The organism is Cobetia sp. 29-18-1 (assembly GCF_029846405.1).
Lineage (GTDB): Bacteria > Pseudomonadota > Gammaproteobacteria > Pseudomonadales > Halomonadaceae > Cobetia > Cobetia amphilecti.
Genome location: NZ_JARWKS010000035.1, coordinates 1 through 13,759, shown reverse-complemented (window position 1 = coordinate 13,759; position 13,759 = coordinate 1). Strand labels below are relative to the sequence as shown.

25 protein-coding genes are annotated in these 13,759 nt (G+C 62.6%); 10 read left to right on the top strand and 15 right to left on the bottom strand.

Translation table 11 applies throughout. From position 1 onward, the window contains the following. Positions 1 to 233, top strand: a 233-nt coding sequence (locus tag QD208_RS17250; RefSeq protein ID WP_279837638.1) for a hypothetical protein, incomplete at its 5' end; no start/stop codon positions are given. 194 nt (positions 234 to 427) lie between these two features. Here the strand turns inward: QD208_RS17250 and QD208_RS17245 are convergent. The 14 genes from QD208_RS17245 to QD208_RS17180 all read right to left on the bottom strand — a co-directional run bounded on the left by QD208_RS17245 (position 428) and on the right by QD208_RS17180 (position 7,305). Further along, positions 428 to 853, bottom strand: coding sequence for a hypothetical protein (locus QD208_RS17245; RefSeq protein WP_279837637.1), 426 nt, complete (start codon positions 851 to 853; stop codon positions 428 to 430). Further along, a complete protein-coding gene (locus tag QD208_RS17240; RefSeq protein WP_279837636.1) occupies positions 841 to 1,194 on the bottom strand; it encodes a phage holin, lambda family in 354 nt (117 codons plus the stop codon). Before QD208_RS17240 ends, QD208_RS17245 begins: the two co-directional genes overlap by 13 nt. 44 nt (positions 1,195 to 1,238) lie before the next feature. Then, entirely contained in the window at positions 1,239 to 1,769 is a 531-nt protein-coding gene (locus QD208_RS17235) for a glycoside hydrolase family 104 protein (protein WP_279837635.1), read from the bottom strand. A gap of 170 nt (positions 1,770 to 1,939) precedes the next feature. Continuing rightward, positions 1,940 to 2,497 carry a hypothetical protein gene (locus tag QD208_RS17230; RefSeq protein ID WP_279837634.1) on the bottom strand — a complete coding sequence of 186 codons (558 nt, stop codon included), beginning with the start codon at positions 2,495 to 2,497 and terminating at the stop codon, positions 1,940 to 1,942. Between the two features lie 18 nt (positions 2,498 to 2,515). After that, a complete protein-coding gene (locus QD208_RS17225) occupies positions 2,516 to 3,028 on the bottom strand; it encodes a VRR-NUC domain-containing protein (RefSeq protein WP_279837633.1) in 513 nt (170 codons plus the stop codon). Beyond that, positions 3,025 to 3,204, bottom strand: coding sequence for a hypothetical protein (locus QD208_RS17220; RefSeq protein WP_279837632.1), 180 nt, complete (start codon positions 3,202 to 3,204; stop codon positions 3,025 to 3,027). The genes QD208_RS17225 and QD208_RS17220 overlap by 4 nt, the downstream gene beginning before the upstream one ends. A gap of 89 nt (positions 3,205 to 3,293) precedes the next feature. Beyond that, positions 3,294 to 3,611, bottom strand: coding sequence for a hypothetical protein (locus tag QD208_RS17215; RefSeq protein ID WP_279837631.1), 318 nt, complete (start codon positions 3,609 to 3,611; stop codon positions 3,294 to 3,296). Between the two features lie 178 nt (positions 3,612 to 3,789). Beyond that, on the bottom strand, positions 3,790 to 4,155 hold the full coding sequence (locus QD208_RS17210) for a hypothetical protein (protein ID WP_279837630.1): 366 nt from the start codon (positions 4,153 to 4,155) through the stop codon (positions 3,790 to 3,792). Positions 4,156 to 4,383: 228 nt separating this feature from the next. After that, a complete protein-coding gene (locus QD208_RS17205; RefSeq protein WP_279837629.1) occupies positions 4,384 to 4,974 on the bottom strand; it encodes a hypothetical protein in 591 nt (196 codons plus the stop codon). A 94-nt stretch (positions 4,975 to 5,068) separates the two neighbouring features. Further along, positions 5,069 to 5,917, bottom strand: a complete 849-nt coding sequence (locus QD208_RS17200; protein WP_279837628.1) for a helix-turn-helix domain-containing protein — start codon at positions 5,915 to 5,917, stop codon at positions 5,069 to 5,071. A gap of 11 nt (positions 5,918 to 5,928) precedes the next feature. Then, on the bottom strand, positions 5,929 to 6,189 hold the full coding sequence (locus QD208_RS17195; protein ID WP_279837627.1) for a hypothetical protein: 261 nt from the start codon (positions 6,187 to 6,189) through the stop codon (positions 5,929 to 5,931). Continuing rightward, positions 6,186 to 6,503 (bottom strand): hypothetical protein, encoded by a 318-nt coding sequence (locus tag QD208_RS17190; RefSeq protein ID WP_279837626.1) that lies wholly within the window; start codon positions 6,501 to 6,503, stop codon positions 6,186 to 6,188. Before QD208_RS17190 ends, QD208_RS17195 begins: the two co-directional genes overlap by 4 nt. A gap of 76 nt (positions 6,504 to 6,579) precedes the next feature. After that, complete coding sequence (locus tag QD208_RS17185) at positions 6,580 to 7,044, bottom strand: phage regulatory CII family protein (RefSeq protein ID WP_279837625.1); 465 nt, start codon at positions 7,042 to 7,044, stop codon at positions 6,580 to 6,582. Between the two features lie 78 nt (positions 7,045 to 7,122). Beyond that, the gene (locus QD208_RS17180; protein WP_279837624.1) at positions 7,123 to 7,305 is read right to left on the bottom strand and encodes a hypothetical protein; all 183 of its coding nucleotides are present in this window, start codon (positions 7,303 to 7,305) and stop codon (positions 7,123 to 7,125) included. A 151-nt stretch (positions 7,306 to 7,456) separates the two neighbouring features. Here QD208_RS17180 and QD208_RS17175 point away from each other — a divergent pair, with 151 nt between their 5' ends. The 9 genes from QD208_RS17175 (at position 7,457) to QD208_RS17135 (ending at position 13,191) form a co-directional block, all read left to right on the top strand. Next, positions 7,457 to 8,116, top strand: a complete 660-nt coding sequence (locus tag QD208_RS17175; protein ID WP_279837622.1) for a S24 family peptidase — start codon at positions 7,457 to 7,459, stop codon at positions 8,114 to 8,116. A gap of 406 nt (positions 8,117 to 8,522) precedes the next feature. Beyond that, on the top strand, positions 8,523 to 8,807 hold the full coding sequence (locus tag QD208_RS17170; RefSeq protein ID WP_279837620.1) for a hypothetical protein: 285 nt from the start codon (positions 8,523 to 8,525) through the stop codon (positions 8,805 to 8,807). Between the two features lie 520 nt (positions 8,808 to 9,327). Next, a complete protein-coding gene (locus QD208_RS17165; protein ID WP_279837618.1) occupies positions 9,328 to 10,242 on the top strand; it encodes a recombination-associated protein RdgC in 915 nt (304 codons plus the stop codon). Positions 10,243 to 10,259: 17 nt separating this feature from the next. After that, the gene (locus tag QD208_RS17160) at positions 10,260 to 10,547 is read left to right on the top strand and encodes a hypothetical protein (protein ID WP_279837617.1); all 288 of its coding nucleotides are present in this window, start codon (positions 10,260 to 10,262) and stop codon (positions 10,545 to 10,547) included. Between the two features lie 28 nt (positions 10,548 to 10,575). After that, the gene (locus QD208_RS17155) at positions 10,576 to 11,616 is read left to right on the top strand and encodes a dATP/dGTP diphosphohydrolase domain-containing protein (RefSeq protein WP_279837616.1); all 1,041 of its coding nucleotides are present in this window, start codon (positions 10,576 to 10,578) and stop codon (positions 11,614 to 11,616) included. 181 nt (positions 11,617 to 11,797) lie between these two features. Further along, entirely contained in the window at positions 11,798 to 12,163 is a 366-nt protein-coding gene (locus tag QD208_RS17150) for a hypothetical protein (RefSeq protein WP_279837615.1), read from the top strand. A 10-nt stretch (positions 12,164 to 12,173) separates the two neighbouring features. Then, positions 12,174 to 12,638, top strand: coding sequence for a hypothetical protein (locus QD208_RS17145; protein ID WP_279837614.1), 465 nt, complete (start codon positions 12,174 to 12,176; stop codon positions 12,636 to 12,638). After that, positions 12,635 to 13,045 carry a hypothetical protein gene (locus tag QD208_RS17140; RefSeq protein ID WP_279837613.1) on the top strand — a complete coding sequence of 137 codons (411 nt, stop codon included), beginning with the start codon at positions 12,635 to 12,637 and terminating at the stop codon, positions 13,043 to 13,045. The genes QD208_RS17145 and QD208_RS17140 overlap by 4 nt, the downstream gene beginning before the upstream one ends. Beyond that, complete coding sequence (locus tag QD208_RS17135) at positions 13,042 to 13,191, top strand: hypothetical protein (RefSeq protein WP_279837611.1); 150 nt, start codon at positions 13,042 to 13,044, stop codon at positions 13,189 to 13,191. The genes QD208_RS17140 and QD208_RS17135 overlap by 4 nt, the downstream gene beginning before the upstream one ends. Before the next feature lie 378 nt (positions 13,192 to 13,569). On the opposite strand, the gene QD208_RS17130 is transcribed toward QD208_RS17135, so the two are convergent. Continuing rightward, positions 13,570 to 13,759: hypothetical protein (locus QD208_RS17130; protein WP_279837610.1), on the bottom strand; the 190-nt coding region annotated here is incomplete at its 5' end.

The window sequence follows — 13,759 nt, the reverse complement described above, 5'->3', positions numbered from 1 at the left end:
ACCCCGTCGGTGGCGATCAGGCACCAACGGCAGGATTTGTGCAGTGTTTCCTTAATTCTTTAATAGAGGGTAAATATCAAGTTCGCCCTATTTACCCTGATGACGGCAATATTAACCCAGTAACCTGGAGTGTAATAAACACACATTTCAGAGACGAAGAAGTCGCAACATTTGAGAGCTTGCAAGAAGCTGCTGATTTTTCATCCAGTCGTAATGATGAAGCACCTACTTAATATAAGTCTTGCTGCGGAATTTCTTAAATCCGCTAAGTAGCGAGGCCATCGCCGTGCGATCAGCATTGAAGCGCCGGCGTTGGGCCTCATAGTCAGCGAGCAGCGAGAGCAGGTCGCGGTTAGATGTCACCGGCCGATCAGGCGCGGCCACTGGGGCGAGCAGGTAGGCGGGCACATCAGGCCGGCACTGCATGCTAATCGGTAGCGTTGCCACCCTGCTCTCGAAGAGCGCGCAGCCACTGAGCAGCATCATCAGGCACAGGCCGGCCAGCCCAGTCGGCAGTCGATGCATCATCTCTCTCCAGCTGACGGGCAGCCGCTCGAGCGGCGGCGATTGATTGGTCGTCGATGACGCGGCTGGCCTCGCGGGCCTCGAGTGCCGCTGATAGCCGGCGCATTTGGCTGCCGTAGTAGTAGGCCACCTGCTCGAGTCCGGCGTTTACCGCATTCGCGGTGGATAGCTCAGCTTTGAGGTCATCGGCGCGGCTCTCTGCGCGCGTCGCCGCATAGGTCTGCATGCCGCCCCACCCGATGGCGATGGCTATCAGTATCGCCTCGAAGGGCAGAGCAGCGACCAGGCGTCGCGCCCAGCCCCATGCCGTAAGGATCAGCGCAGCCATCGCCCCACCACCTTGTCGAAAAGGGCGTCTGATTTGGCGCGCAGCCACTCGACACCCAGGAAGGCTATAAAGCCACCAAAGAACACGGCCATATCAGGATCAAGGCCGCCCCAATCAAGCAAAGGCTTTAGCGTTAAGGTAAGGCCGCCCACCATCCCAGCCTCGAGGACTGATTTATAAACGGGGCCGCCGGCATGCAAGCCGCGCAGCAGAGCGATCACGAAGCTCAGCGCAGCGGCGTATATCGTGGCGAGATAGGGCGTCAGCCATGCCAGCAGCGCCTGCCATGTCGATGGGTCGCGGTGTGGCATAGAAGATGGCTCGCGTGTGTCGTCTTGCATAATGGCCTCCTGAATCGGTGGCCCTGCGCAGATCGTTGTTATCGTTATGCCATGTTGCCGCCGGCGCGCGCATAGACGCCCAGCAATTCGTCGGTGTCGATCTCTCGCTGGCCGTAGCCCGCCCCTGGCAGGCTCGCCCAGATTCGCCGGCACGCATGGATGGCATCAGCGATATGGCCGTCATACACCATGCCCAGCGCCTTGCACTGGCGAATCAGCTGCTTTGCCGCTTCATCCTGAGACGCGGGCGAGAAGTCGCGCAGGTGGAATCGGTGCGCGAGATCATCCCAGGTGCGGATCAGGAACTGATAACGGCCGGCGGCGGTCGAGTTGATCCCATAATTCGGCAGCCACACCGCCTGGCGCGGGTGATCATCGAAGCTATCGAACGTGGAGCCGCCCACCATCACGTCATAACCATCGCGCGTGCTGAAACGCGGGGTGCCCTCGGCATGGGCGAGCATGTCGAGGAAGGCGCGCAGGTTGCCGGCATCATCAGCGGCCGGATCTGCTGGGGCATCGAACGCCACCAGCTCGACCTCATCGAGCCAATGCTCTGGAGCTTGTGCAGACATGGGCGGCACCAATAGGCAGAAACGACAAAGCCCCGCCGGTTGGCGAGGCTTTTGAAGGGGTTGTGATCTCGGGTCGCAAGAATCACATGATAACGGGACGATACCCCCATTCCCCCCATAAATCAAGATATGGTATCGAGATTGGTTATTCCCCTACCGCATATTGAGCATCAGGCCATCAGCTCAGCCTGCGCCGCGACCACCTCGAGCAGCTGCTGCCGGCCCTTCTCAGCTGCCCGCTGCAGCGCCTTGACGGTGGGGAAAGGCTCGACGGCGACAGCGCCAGGCGTCCACCCCAGTCGGGCAGCGACGCTCACCTGGGCCTGCACCAGCTGGGCATGCGTCATCATGCGAGCAGATTGGCAATACTTCACCGGACGCACCGCATAGGCTGATAGCAAGACCGCCAGGCGCTGGCGCTCAGGCAGTCGAGAGAGCAAGGCGGCTGCCATGGTCCGCCACTGACTCTCCTCGCGGTAGCGCTCAGCCGCCAGGCCGACATGATCCACCAGGCCAGTACAATCGCCGCGCCCCTCGCCAGCCCCGCCCACACTGCTGATTTTGTGCCAGCCTGCATTCTGATGCCGCAAACCGGTGCGCCACTCGATCTCCTCCTCCAGCAGCTCATCGAGGGCATGCACCTGGGCGCGCCGGCGGCGCTCTCCCTCTGGCAGCTTCTCGATCAGGCGGAGCGTCGCCATCAATCCCATGTGCTCGATCTGCTGCATACGTCACCCCGTCCAGTGCTACTCTGCTGCGATTCGCCGCCAGGCACTGCCGTGGGGCATTGATTCGGGGCACCCGACCACCTGGGTGGCCGGCCAGTCGGCATAGGCGATCAGCACCGCCTTAGCCTCCTCGACACCCTTGGCCAGCACCGCCAGATAACCTCTCGCCTCCATGCGCGCCAGCCACTCGCGCTGACTGCCCGCGAGCGCGGCATCGTGTGGCGGTGCCGCCTTGAACTCGAGATAGAGGCCGTGCCACCCGCCCCGTGCTGATGCGATCACCAGGTCACTGACACCGGCGCGCACGCCCTGGGCCTTGAGATCGGCGGCCGTTTTCTTGTTGCGCTGGCCGCCATTGGGGACGTGATAGGTGACATCCTCGAGCAGCACCCCCACCTGCTTGCCGCGCCGCTGCTCGCCATTGAGCCAGCGGATCAGCACCATCTGCTCGTGCCCCTCACGGTCGATGCGGCGGCCAGTGGCGGGGCGCTTCGTGACCTTGCGCGGGGCCGGCCTTGCCGTTGCGATCATGCTGCTGCCTCCTCGGGTATGACCTGCCGGTGCAATTCGATCAGCCTGCCCTCCCAATGCCCTGGCACCTCGCTGACATGACGCACCCAGCGATGCACAGTGCCTTTGCAAACGCCCATACGGCGCTCGATGTCGGCAGGCGTGAAGCCAGTCACGGCGACTATCTGATCCAGCATTGCGAACCTCTCCCCAGCGGTCAGGCGTGGCGGCATCTTGAGGTCGCGCTCACGCTTGCGGGCCTCCAGCTGGCGCAGATCACTGTCAGTCAATCGCATGGCGCCATCCCCTGCCGCGCAGCCCCAGCGCTATGCCAGCGGCGGTAGTCGGCAATGATCCGGCGCAGCATGTGAGCGGCGCGCTTGTCGGTGTCCAGCTCTGCACTGCTCGACACCCCGCAAGCGGTGCGGAGAAAGTCGGCCGCGTCCTCCACCTGATGGGTGCCATCTGGCAAGGCGTTGGCGTGGATGCCATGCCGTGCGCGCTTGGCGTGGTCCAGGTAGAGCCGGAAACGCTCGAGGTGGCATAGCTGCCCCGCACGGCGAGCCATTGGCCCTGGTGGTGGCCGGTGGGGTGTATCGGTCATGCTCTCCTCCTCATGCGCTTGCCGGCACTGTCATATCGTGGGGCGCCTCTCGAAAGGCACTGCTTGCACGTCCCCAGGCAGGGTGCCAGCTGCTGGATGGTCACGCTGCGCCCGCACGCAAAGCACCGGCGGTATATCGAGCGATTGGGGCGGCGGTTGCTGCCTGGCGGCCGATAGCTCATTGCAAAGCCTCGAGCATGTCCGGCTGGGCCTTGGCCGGTGTCAGACGCTGCAGACGGTACTCATGCGCCGCGCTATCGCCTCGCCGGCGGCTCTCCACTCTCAGGCCATGATGCCGGCGCAGATCGCGCAGACGGGCGCTGATGGCCGCCTCGCTGTCCATCTTGTCGAAGCGGCCACGGATCTCGCCGGCCAATTCGTGCAGCATCAGCCAGCGGCTCGCGGCGCTCAGTGCCAGATAGGTGCGCCCCAGCTGGCTGGCCGGATTGTCGAGCGTTGCGCGGCGGGGGCGCTTGGTGCCGGCAGCATTGCCGCCGGCGTTGGTGATGGTGGTGGCGATCTGGGTCTGGCTCGCGTGCATCATCGTTACCTCTGCGATTCTGATCTCATGCGGTTTAGGACGTTGACGGCGGTGCGATGGGCATGGCCCTTGCTCTGCTGGCAGTCTTTGCATTCCATCAGCTGCTGCCACTCATACTGGCTGACCTGCTCATGCATCTGGCTTTTGGGCCGGTATCGAGAGCACCCATGACACCAGTAGCGATTCCCCACGGTGGTCAGCTCTGGCGTGGCGGTCAGGGGCATTGGGTGATCAGTCACTGGGCAGCCCTCCTCTCATCAGCTTGAGCGCCTGGGCCGGCGTGATGCCCGCAAGGTCTGAGGCTGCCTGCTGGGCCCGCGCTTGGCCGGCCAGTGCTGCCTGCTCAGCCCGCGAGAGCTGGCCGTCATGCCCCAGTGCTGCCTGAGCCTTGAAGCCCTCACCGCGTGCGTGGCGATCCACCACCTGGCCGTAATACACGCGGAACGCCTTTTCGTGCTTTTCCATCTGGCGATAGCTCGCTGATGCCATGCCGTGCAGATCCATGAACTCAGCAGCGGCCGCGATGGCGTCGTGCGGGTAGGGCCGGCCGGCGAACGCATGGTCCTGCAGCGCCTGCCAAGCGGTATCGAAATCAGGTAGCCCCAGCCCCTCGGGTGTCATCTGGCACATCTCGGCAAACTGCATGGCGCTATCAGGCGGGAAGACGTTGCCACGCTGGCGCAGCGAGGTGCCGGTGCGCGCCTTCTCGGCCTTGATCCCGCATTGCAGGTGCTTGGTTGTCAGGTGGGCGAGTGCCTGCAGCCAGTCACCCTCGGCATCGCAGCTGATCCACTGGCCATCACGCTCGAATCCCCAGCCCATTTCACGGCACCGGCGATGCCAGTGCGCCCCGTGCAGCTGCGCCAGGCAGTCGAACAGATAATCGACTGAGCGCTCAGTGACGCGGGGCAGATCCTCAGCTGCTCCATTCCCCATCGAGGATGTCGCCGCCTGGTGCGTCGCCTGCCTGCGCTTGCCGGCGTTGCTGCTCGAGGTATGCGCGCCCCTCAGCGGCTGACATGGAGGCGTTACGGACTGGACCAGTTGGGCGATGGCTTGCATGGGTAGAACCTCCAGCGGTGCGGGCATTGTTTTTGGCATTGTTCTGATCGGCGCGGGCTTGCTGAGCTGCCTGGCGCTTGCGGTTATCGCTCGCCCAGCGGGCGAACTTGGCGCACCAGGCGCGGCTCGAGTTGGTCTGATTGGCCTTATCCGCGAAATGCGCAGTAAAGTCGGCCAGCTCTCCTCGATCCCACGTCAGGCTCGGATCGCCACGCCTCAGCGTTTCCGCTTCCCAGTGCTTGGCCTCTGGCTGCCAGTCCAGCGTCATGGCGAACTGGCGAGCACCGCCAGTGCCCTGGGCTGCTGCCGGCTGCCCGCGATCATCCTGCTGGGCGGCGTTGGCAAATATCGGGTGCTCAGCAGGCGCAGCAGGGGCGGCAGGATCTGCCGGTGTGGGTGCCTGCTCTGCCTCCTCAGCGGGTGCCGCGAAATCCTCCACCATGGTCAGCCGGTAGGCGTTGGATGTCTGGCGGCCGTATTGAGCAGTACGGGGCATCACCACTAGCAAGTTAAGCTGCACCAGCTCAGCCAGAGATCGGCGCACGGTGCTCTCACTGCATCCCATCTCCTCGGATAAGCGCTTGATAGACGGCCAGCACTCGGCATCCTCATTGGCATAATCCGCGATCAGCATCAGGGCGAGTCGAGACGTAGCGCGCACCTTCTCGGGTAGCTTGCTGAACGTTTTACGGGTCCAGACCATTGCCTCGAGACTCATTGCGCACCCCCTGCGAGCTTGAGGTGGCGGGCTGCCTTGCGCTGATGCCAGGCCATGCCGCCCAGCAGCTCGTCAGGCTCGCCGCGACGCTTGGCCAGGATGGCGCTGCACTTATGCCAGGTGGCATAGGCGGCGTGATACTCGGCCGCCAGATCCGCGCGGGAATGCCTCACATCCTCCAGCAATTCGACCTTGCGGCCGGCGCTACTGCGCGCAGCCTCGAGGCGAGCGGTGTTGGTGCGTGCGTCGATTCTCATGCCGGCACCTCATCACCACGCGCCGCCATGCCCAGCGACAGACGCTCATAACGGCCGGCCTCGCTCATATGGTGGTCAATGCTCAGGGTGCGGCGTGCGTGCTGCTGCGCGGTGTCGCCACTGCCCACACCGCACTCGAGCAACGCGGCCATGGCCAGGTGATGGCGCATGGTGTTCTGCAGATCGAGGACGTGGCCCCGCTCGCTGGCCTCGATGCTCACCGCCAGGCGGTAGGTTTCAGCCTGGAGCTGATCGCAGCTCATGCCCCGATACTGGGAAAGATGCGCTTTGGCTTCTCTCGTCTTGATGGTCATGCCATAATCCCCTCGTGTAACTGAACGCCCCGCCATGGTTTGGTCGCCTGCGGGGCGTTCGCTTATCTACCGTTCTTCACTGCACCGATGCCGGCGCACCGCTACGCATCGCCATCAGTTGCCCCATCATCTCGTCGTGCTGCCGCTTCAATTCAGATGATTGCCGGATCAGCTGATCAGCCTCCTGGTCATCGACCACCCCATCAGCGATAGCCGCCTGGATCAGCGCCGCAAGCCGGCCACTCTCCTGCTGCGCCTGCAGCATCGAGGCGAACACATCGCCCCTCTCGACCTTGCCGATCTCAGAGCGCTTGATGGCAGTCATGCCCAGGTAATCGAGGAAAGGCTCGAGCATGCGCAGCTGCTTGGCCTCATCGACGTTCCAAAAGATCCCCACGAAGTCAGTCAGGCGCAGCGGCATCGAGTCGTTTTCGTCGAGGCGGCGATAAAGCGCGCGCTGCGAGATGCCTATCCTGTCTGCCAGCTGCTTGGGGTGGCTATCGAACGCCACGCCATGCACTGCATCGAGAAAACTGTCCATGTCACGCACTGTATGTATCTCCACGGGAAACCTCCTGTTGCCGTCCTATTCGTGCCAACGCTGCATGCCTATATACTTTTAGGCATTGCTTGAGGCGTCAGCGTTTTTCACTCGCTCGACATACAGCGCCTCAATCTTTTGGCCCAGGCTATAGCGCACATCTACGCCCTTGTAGGCTCTGCAGATCGTGGGCTGGCGCACCTGACACTCTCGCGCGATAGCCGCTTGAGTCATGCCGGATTGCTTCAATGCATCGAGCATTGGTATCAAATCCATCACTTCCCCTCAATTCGTAAACGTATTGAGCGAAGAATACATAAGCCCATTAGCCAGGGCAACACCTCGCCAATACAATCTGATGAAAACTTATTCGCAAACGGATCGAGAACACTAACCAGAAGGGGGCACAGCAATGTCATTGCTGAGCGATAATATTAGACGGCTAATGAAGCATTACGGATATTCAGAGGCTGAGCTGGGAAGGAGAGCCGGACTGACTCAGCCCACGGTGCATAGAATTGTCACCGGAAACAGCAAAGATCCACGCCTATCGAATATCGAGAAAATCGCTACTGCACTCGGCACCACACAACAAAATCTCAGGCATAACCCCAGCATACTGGATAAATCGACAGTAGTTACTGAGGATGCTATTTTGACTCCTTCGCCACAAATGAGGGGGTATGCACCGATGATCAGCTGGGAAGAAGTCTGCGACCTTGAGTCAGTCGATAAAGGCCAGATCAAGAAAAATCAGCTTTTCCCGCTGCCCCCTGGTGCCGGCCCCAATACCGTGGCACTGCAGGTACGTGGCGAGGCAATGTCCCCGCAATACAACGATGGGAACATTGTATTCATGGACCCTGATGTAACTCCTCGCCATGGCGATGCCGTAGTGGTGGCGCAGAAAGTCAAGGCTGAAGCCACGCTAAAACAATTAGTGATGAGTCCTGGCGAAGAACCACTTTTGAAGGTGGTCAACCCATCATGGCCGACACCCTGGGTGGCCATGGATGACACTTTCGAGATCCTTGGCGTAGTCGTCAGCTCACTCTGGATGCGGGAAAAATAACCACCCGCGCGTAGTAGAGAGAGGGGTTAGATTCAAATGGTAGATTCAAGGGGTGTCACCCATGACACCCTCCCCCTGTCACCCATGACACCCTCCCCCTGTCACAGTGACACCCTCCCCCTGTCACAGTGACACCCTCCCCCCTGTCACAGTGACACCCTCCCCCCTGTCACAGTGACACCCTCCCCCCGCTATTATCGACATCCATCCTACTCCGCCATCACCCACAGACCTGTAACACCTCACCCATACCTCTGAGACTAGGCCTGCAAACAAAATTGATTTTTTGTGCAGAGCGTACGCGCACGACAAAAATAATCCACTAACGTATTGATACATCCAATTCGATTACGTATTGTTGCCCTACGGTTTCGCATCAAACACCGATCACTCAGAGGGCAGGCACATGAACACAAACGCATCGACCCAGAGCGTCAGATCCTCCATCGCCTTTGCGCTGGTCACTGGCGGGCTGATCGCCCTCGCCAGCCTCAGCCAGCAGGCCGACGATGCGCACAAGCTCAGCGCAGCCGACAAGGAATACTGCGAGATGACAGCGCTCTGGCAGCGCGATACCCGCGCCGGATTCGCTGAAAGCGAGCGCACTGGCTGGCCGGATTTCCACGACAAAGCCGCGACGCTCTGCGCCCCCATTCTCAGTGCCGATGACCATCAGCTAGCCCTGCGCTGATGCGGCACTCGCCCCAAGGCCAGCAGGCGGTGCCATTGGGATCATCGAGCAAAACACCTGCAGGCAGCGTGCTGGCTCCCTTGCCTCGCCAGTAGCAATGCCCCCGACACCTGGGCGAGTGGTGCGACAGCCGGAGAGACGGCACTTATCGGAGGGCGTCGGATCTGCCGGCACCGCCCCATGAGTAGCCAAGCCGCTGGCGAATGCGGCCGACGCGATGACCAGGCAAAGGAGCCTGCGAGCCGAGGGCGATCTGGCCTCGCCGCCAGTAGCCGTGCCGCCGATGGCCCCACTGCAGGGCATCGGATAGCGCCCACCTCAGCCGCGAGGGCGTTATCCGATAGCCTGCCCAGGCTGCGCTCGATTCCCGCCATGTCCCTGGCGGGCCTTTTACGCGCCCCGTTCAATCGTGTCTCTCGGCACCCTCCTTGCCCGCCCATCACCGGCGGGCTTTTTTGTGCCTATACGCCAGCGCCCTGCCCAGGGTGCTGACCTATGCGCCCACCAGAGAGGATCGCCCATGTGGTTTAAGAACCTGCACCTATACCGCCTGCACGACAGCGCCCCGCTCGATGACGGCCAGCTGGCTGCCGCCCTGCCGGAGCAGCGTTTCCGCCCACTCTCGGGTGTCGAGGCGCGGCGCATTGGATGGACCACCCCCGCCATAGAGGGTGACGCCCTGGTGCATGAGGTGATGGGGAAGCACCTGATGACGGCCAAGGTGCAGGAAAGGCTGCTCCCTGCCGGCGTAGTGGCGGAGGAGCTAGAAGCGCGAGTGAGCCAGCGCGAAGCCGCTGAGGGCCGGTCATTGCGCCGCCGCGAGCGGCTGACAATGAAAGAACAGATATTCGAGGAGCTGCTGCCGCGAGCCTTCACCCAGTCACGGCGCACTGATCTCTGGTGGTGCCGCAAGGCCGGCATGATCGCGGTCAACGCCAGCAGCGCATCGAAGGCAGAGCAGGTGCTCGACCTGCTACGCCAGACGCTGGGCAGCTTGAAGGTGACGCCCTTGGCCGTGAGCCAGCCGCCCAGCCTGGTGATGGGCGAATGGTTGGCGCGCCCAGAGGCACGGCCGGAGGGTCTGATCATTGGCGATGCCGTCACGCTGACGGCGCCAGGTGGCGAGGATGGCGTCTTGCGGGCCCGCCTATTCGACCTCGATGGCGAGGAGATCCAGACGGCGCTGAGCTTGGGCCGGATACCCACCAGCCTGGCCATCGAGATCGACGGCCGCGTGGCCTTCACCCTAGGCGATGACCTCTCGATCAAAGGGCTGCGATTCGCTGATGCGGTGATCGAGGAGGCCAACGCCTCAGAGCATGAGGATGCCGCGGCGCGCATCGAGGCTGATTTCCTACTGATGGCCGGCGTGCTCGAGGACGCGGTGGCCAGTCTGATCGTATGGATGGGCGGCGAGGTCCAGCCCACCGCATAGGGATAAGGAGAAAACGCATGACACTGGGACTGCAGAGCATCGTCACTATCGACGGCATCACCGCCCCGCTGATCGAGCATGCTGCTGCGCGCGGCATTATGCGGGGCACGCTGCTGTCACGCATGACGCGCATCGGAAGGTCCGACGCCCTCGCGCTGCTGGGGCCGGCGACTCGATCCCGCAAGCCAGTGCCACCGCCCACCCGCGAGGAGGTGATCACGCATCTGCTGCGCACCCCCGCCGGCAGGCTCGCCACGGCCAAGCGCCTGGGCGATTACGCCTCGATTCGCTACGGGGCTGCCTGATGCCACTACTACCCAAGGACGCTACACAATGACGCGCGATGATCTGATCGAGAAGCTGGTGGCCACCCTGCCGGCATGGCCGTCACCGGCCGACCACTGCAGCCAGCCGGCCGCCACTGAGGACGGCCACCTCGAGGGCTGGGAAAAGGGTCCGCTAGATAACCAGTGGCATTACAGCCTGATGGCCGATCACGGTGGCCGCATCAGCGTCACCCGCGAGCAATGGGAAAGCGCATTGATAGAGAAGCTGCAGCGCCTCGAGCAGCCGGCGCAAAAGGATGCCCGCGCAACGCACCCCCGCGACATCGGCAAGCCGTTTGCTGACAGCGTGGTGCCCCGCCTGGGCCTCGATGATGCTCTGCTCGAGCTGGCCAGGCATCTGACGGTGTGGCCCATGCCCGCTGATGACCTCGAGGATCTGCCGGCGCTACCCGACACGCTCGAGGGCTGGCAGTGGTTTGAGCCAGGGGCGGGCGATGGGTGGCTGGTGCGCTCGCGCGGGTACGGGCCGCGCGATGCCATTGGCTATAGGGAATGGCGCCGGATGCGGAAGCATCTCGCAGAGAGCGACTGGCCAGAGAGTGAGCAGCGCCTCGATCACATCGGCCAGAACGGCGGCACCGGCGAGCACTACCCCGACAGCAAGGCCAGCAATCCCAAGGACGTACTAGGCGCGGGCAAGCTGCCCTTGCACCTATGGCCGGCCACCGCCACCGCGCACGGATCACTCGCCCTGATGGATGGCGCTCTCAAGTACGGGCGCACCAACTGGCGGCCAGCTGGGGTGCGGGCCTCCACCTATGTCAGTGCCAGCATGCGCCACCTCAATGCCTGGTTTGAGGGCGAGGATCTGGCGCCCGACAGCGGGCTGAGCCATCTGGCGCACGCCCTGGCCGGCCTCGCCATCCTGATCGACGCGGAGGAGGCCGGCATGATGGTGGATGATCGCATGATCCCTGGCGGCTATCTCAACGCCATCGACAAGCTGACGCCGGAAGTGGCGCGCCTGCTGGCGAAACATGCCGACAAGCACCCCCATCACTACACCATTCAGGATGCCGATCAGTGAGCACATCCACCAAGCGATGCGCTCAATGCGGCAGCCATCGCCTGGTCTTGTACTCCAGCACCAATGAGAAGCAATGCGGCCAGTGCCTGCACGTCATGCCCTGGCTGCTCGAGGAAGGCCAGCCGCCCCTACTGGGGCCGGCTCGCAAGATCCGCCACGCCAAGCACCGGAGCAATGACCAATGAGCCAACAGCACGGGGCAGCCATTCGAGCTGCCGCCCTGGTAGCGAAGCTGCGCCCCGATCGTGCGTCATTCGAGGCGCTGATCGCGGCCGCTGAGGCCATCGAGCAGCTGGAGCGTGACCAACATGCCGAGATCACCAGCCGCGAGCAGGTGCAGGCGGAGCTGGCAGCGGTGAAGGCTGAGCGCGACGGGCTGGGCCGCATGGTCCACGACAGAGCCGTGCAGCTGCAGCGGGCTGAGCGCGCCCTGCACGACGCCTGCGACTACCTGGGCAGCAATAGGCTCAACACCATCGGCAGCGGCTCCCAGCTGCACCGCCAGATGATCGAAGCGCTCGACGATAACGCAAACAACAGATTCTGAGGATTCACTGATGGCCAATACCCACGCAGAATACCTGCGCCAGCTCGCCGCCCTACAGTCGCAAGCGGATGACTGGCACAACATCATCTCAGCGGCGGAGGAAGTCGAGCGCCTGGAGCGCGCACGCGCTGCCGAGATGAGCGCCAGACGGTCCTCGCAATCGCATGCCCAGAAAGTGACAGCCGCAAGCGCCGACTATCAATCGAAGGCAGAGAGCGCCCTGGCATCAGCTGACAGCCTGATCGAAACACTGCGACTGGAGCGTGACGCGATGGCCGCACTGGCAGAGGAACGCCAGAGATTCATCATCAATGGCGTTGAGCACGGGATGATCACGCTACCCGATAGCGACATTGACGACGCTGCCCATGACACATATCAGCGATGCGAGATGACAACAGGCCACGCGGCCGCCGCCCTCGCCACCCAGAGAGCAAAGCGCCAGAGCCATTTAGAGGAGGCCAGCGAGGCATGATGATCGCAACACACAAGGGCACCCAGCAGGATCTCGCCGGCCAGCTTGAGCATCTGGCTGCTGAGCTGGGCGATCTGCGCGCCAGCCTCGAGGGGCACGATGCTTACATGATGGCCAAAGGCGTGCGCCAGGCTATCGAAGTTGCGCGCGGCCGTTGGTTTTGCCGAGTGGTAGACCTCGAGGAGTGGGCCGGCCGCCTTGATGCGGTGGCCAGCGCCCCGCCTGAGCCGGCCGAGCCTTCCATCGAGCAAAAGCGCACCCAGCTGCGCGCGGATCTGCGCAACCTGCAGACGGCATGCGCCACTAGAGAGATCACGCCGGCGCTGGCCAGCATGATTACCGGCCGGATCATGCGCGAGGACGCCGCCCTGGCTCGATGCGAGCAGGTAGAGAGGATCGCGTCATGACAGATCCAGTGGCCGTGGCACTGATGACAGTGGTGGTGATCGGCATCGAGCTGATGGGTGCGCTGCTGGCCAGCTGCTGGCACACCAGGATGATCGGCAGACGCCGGCGAGAGTCGCTGCACGAATACCGGCAGCGGAAACAGTAGACACCACGCCACCCTCGAGGTGGTTTTTTATGCCCGCGAGGAGGGTCAGATGCGGCAGGTATCACAGGCGGAATGGGTGCCACCAGATCACGGCGCGTGTCCTCAGTGCGACGGGCGCGGAGAGTATCGCGGGACGTTCCACACCTCACCATGCGCCCACTGCCACGGCACTGGATACGCCTCCCCTGATGGAGAGGCGTTGCCAGTTGAGGATCTGATCGCCATGGTCAGCCGCCGGCGCGATCACTGGCAGCGTGCGCATGCGCAGCTGCTAAGGGTGCCTGGCGTGCGCGAAGTAGTAGAACAGCACAAGACACGGCAGCAAGCCAAGGCCGAAAAGGAGGCCTTGGGATATGATTTAGGCAGATATCAAGGAGATTAAGCCCCCCCCCTCAATTTTTGCTTTAATTGTTCAAGCTCTTTTATCTGTCCCTCTAATTTTGCAACCAGAGATATATATTTAGATGAAATCTGAACTCCAGACTCTTCATCTGCCTTGCAATTATATTCATCTAAGGAAACACTGCACAAATCCTGCCGTTGGTGCCTGATCGCCACCGACGGGGTA

Bases quoted from the DNA above. Each gene is read 5' to 3' on its own strand.
- QD208_RS17245 (WP_279837637.1), bottom strand. From the start codon at position 853: ATGGCTGCGCTGATCCTTACGGCATGGGGCTGGGCGCGACGCCTGGTC.
- QD208_RS17240 (WP_279837636.1), bottom strand. From the start codon at position 1,194: ATGCAAGACGACACACGCGAGCCATCTTCTATGCCACACCGCGACCCA.
- QD208_RS17235 (WP_279837635.1), bottom strand. From the start codon at position 1,769: ATGTCTGCACAAGCTCCAGAGCATTGGCTCGATGAGGTCGAGCTGGTG.
- QD208_RS17230 (WP_279837634.1), bottom strand. From the start codon at position 2,497: ATGCAGCAGATCGAGCACATGGGATTGATGGCGACGCTCCGCCTGATC.
- QD208_RS17225 (WP_279837633.1), bottom strand. From the start codon at position 3,028: ATGATCGCAACGGCAAGGCCGGCCCCGCGCAAGGTCACGAAGCGCCCC.
- QD208_RS17220 (WP_279837632.1), bottom strand. From the start codon at position 3,204: ATGCTGGATCAGATAGTCGCCGTGACTGGCTTCACGCCTGCCGACATC.
- QD208_RS17215 (WP_279837631.1), bottom strand. From the start codon at position 3,611: ATGACCGATACACCCCACCGGCCACCACCAGGGCCAATGGCTCGCCGT.
- QD208_RS17210 (WP_279837630.1), bottom strand. From the start codon at position 4,155: ATGATGCACGCGAGCCAGACCCAGATCGCCACCACCATCACCAACGCC.
- QD208_RS17205 (WP_279837629.1), bottom strand. From the start codon at position 4,974: ATGGGCTGGGGATTCGAGCGTGATGGCCAGTGGATCAGCTGCGATGCC.
- QD208_RS17200 (WP_279837628.1), bottom strand. From the start codon at position 5,917: ATGGTCTGGACCCGTAAAACGTTCAGCAAGCTACCCGAGAAGGTGCGC.
- QD208_RS17195 (WP_279837627.1), bottom strand. From the start codon at position 6,189: ATGAGAATCGACGCACGCACCAACACCGCTCGCCTCGAGGCTGCGCGC.
- QD208_RS17190 (WP_279837626.1), bottom strand. From the start codon at position 6,503: ATGACCATCAAGACGAGAGAAGCCAAAGCGCATCTTTCCCAGTATCGG.
- QD208_RS17185 (WP_279837625.1), bottom strand. From the start codon at position 7,044: ATGGACAGTTTTCTCGATGCAGTGCATGGCGTGGCGTTCGATAGCCAC.
- QD208_RS17180 (WP_279837624.1), bottom strand. From the start codon at position 7,305: ATGCTCGATGCATTGAAGCAATCCGGCATGACTCAAGCGGCTATCGCG.
- QD208_RS17175 (WP_279837622.1), top strand. From the start codon at position 7,457: ATGTCATTGCTGAGCGATAATATTAGACGGCTAATGAAGCATTACGGA.
- QD208_RS17170 (WP_279837620.1), top strand. From the start codon at position 8,523: ATGAACACAAACGCATCGACCCAGAGCGTCAGATCCTCCATCGCCTTT.
- QD208_RS17165 (WP_279837618.1), top strand. From the start codon at position 9,328: ATGTGGTTTAAGAACCTGCACCTATACCGCCTGCACGACAGCGCCCCG.
- QD208_RS17160 (WP_279837617.1), top strand. From the start codon at position 10,260: ATGACACTGGGACTGCAGAGCATCGTCACTATCGACGGCATCACCGCC.
- QD208_RS17155 (WP_279837616.1), top strand. From the start codon at position 10,576: ATGACGCGCGATGATCTGATCGAGAAGCTGGTGGCCACCCTGCCGGCA.
- QD208_RS17150 (WP_279837615.1), top strand. From the start codon at position 11,798: ATGAGCCAACAGCACGGGGCAGCCATTCGAGCTGCCGCCCTGGTAGCG.
- QD208_RS17145 (WP_279837614.1), top strand. From the start codon at position 12,174: ATGGCCAATACCCACGCAGAATACCTGCGCCAGCTCGCCGCCCTACAG.
- QD208_RS17140 (WP_279837613.1), top strand. From the start codon at position 12,635: ATGATGATCGCAACACACAAGGGCACCCAGCAGGATCTCGCCGGCCAG.
- QD208_RS17135 (WP_279837611.1), top strand. From the start codon at position 13,042: ATGACAGATCCAGTGGCCGTGGCACTGATGACAGTGGTGGTGATCGGC.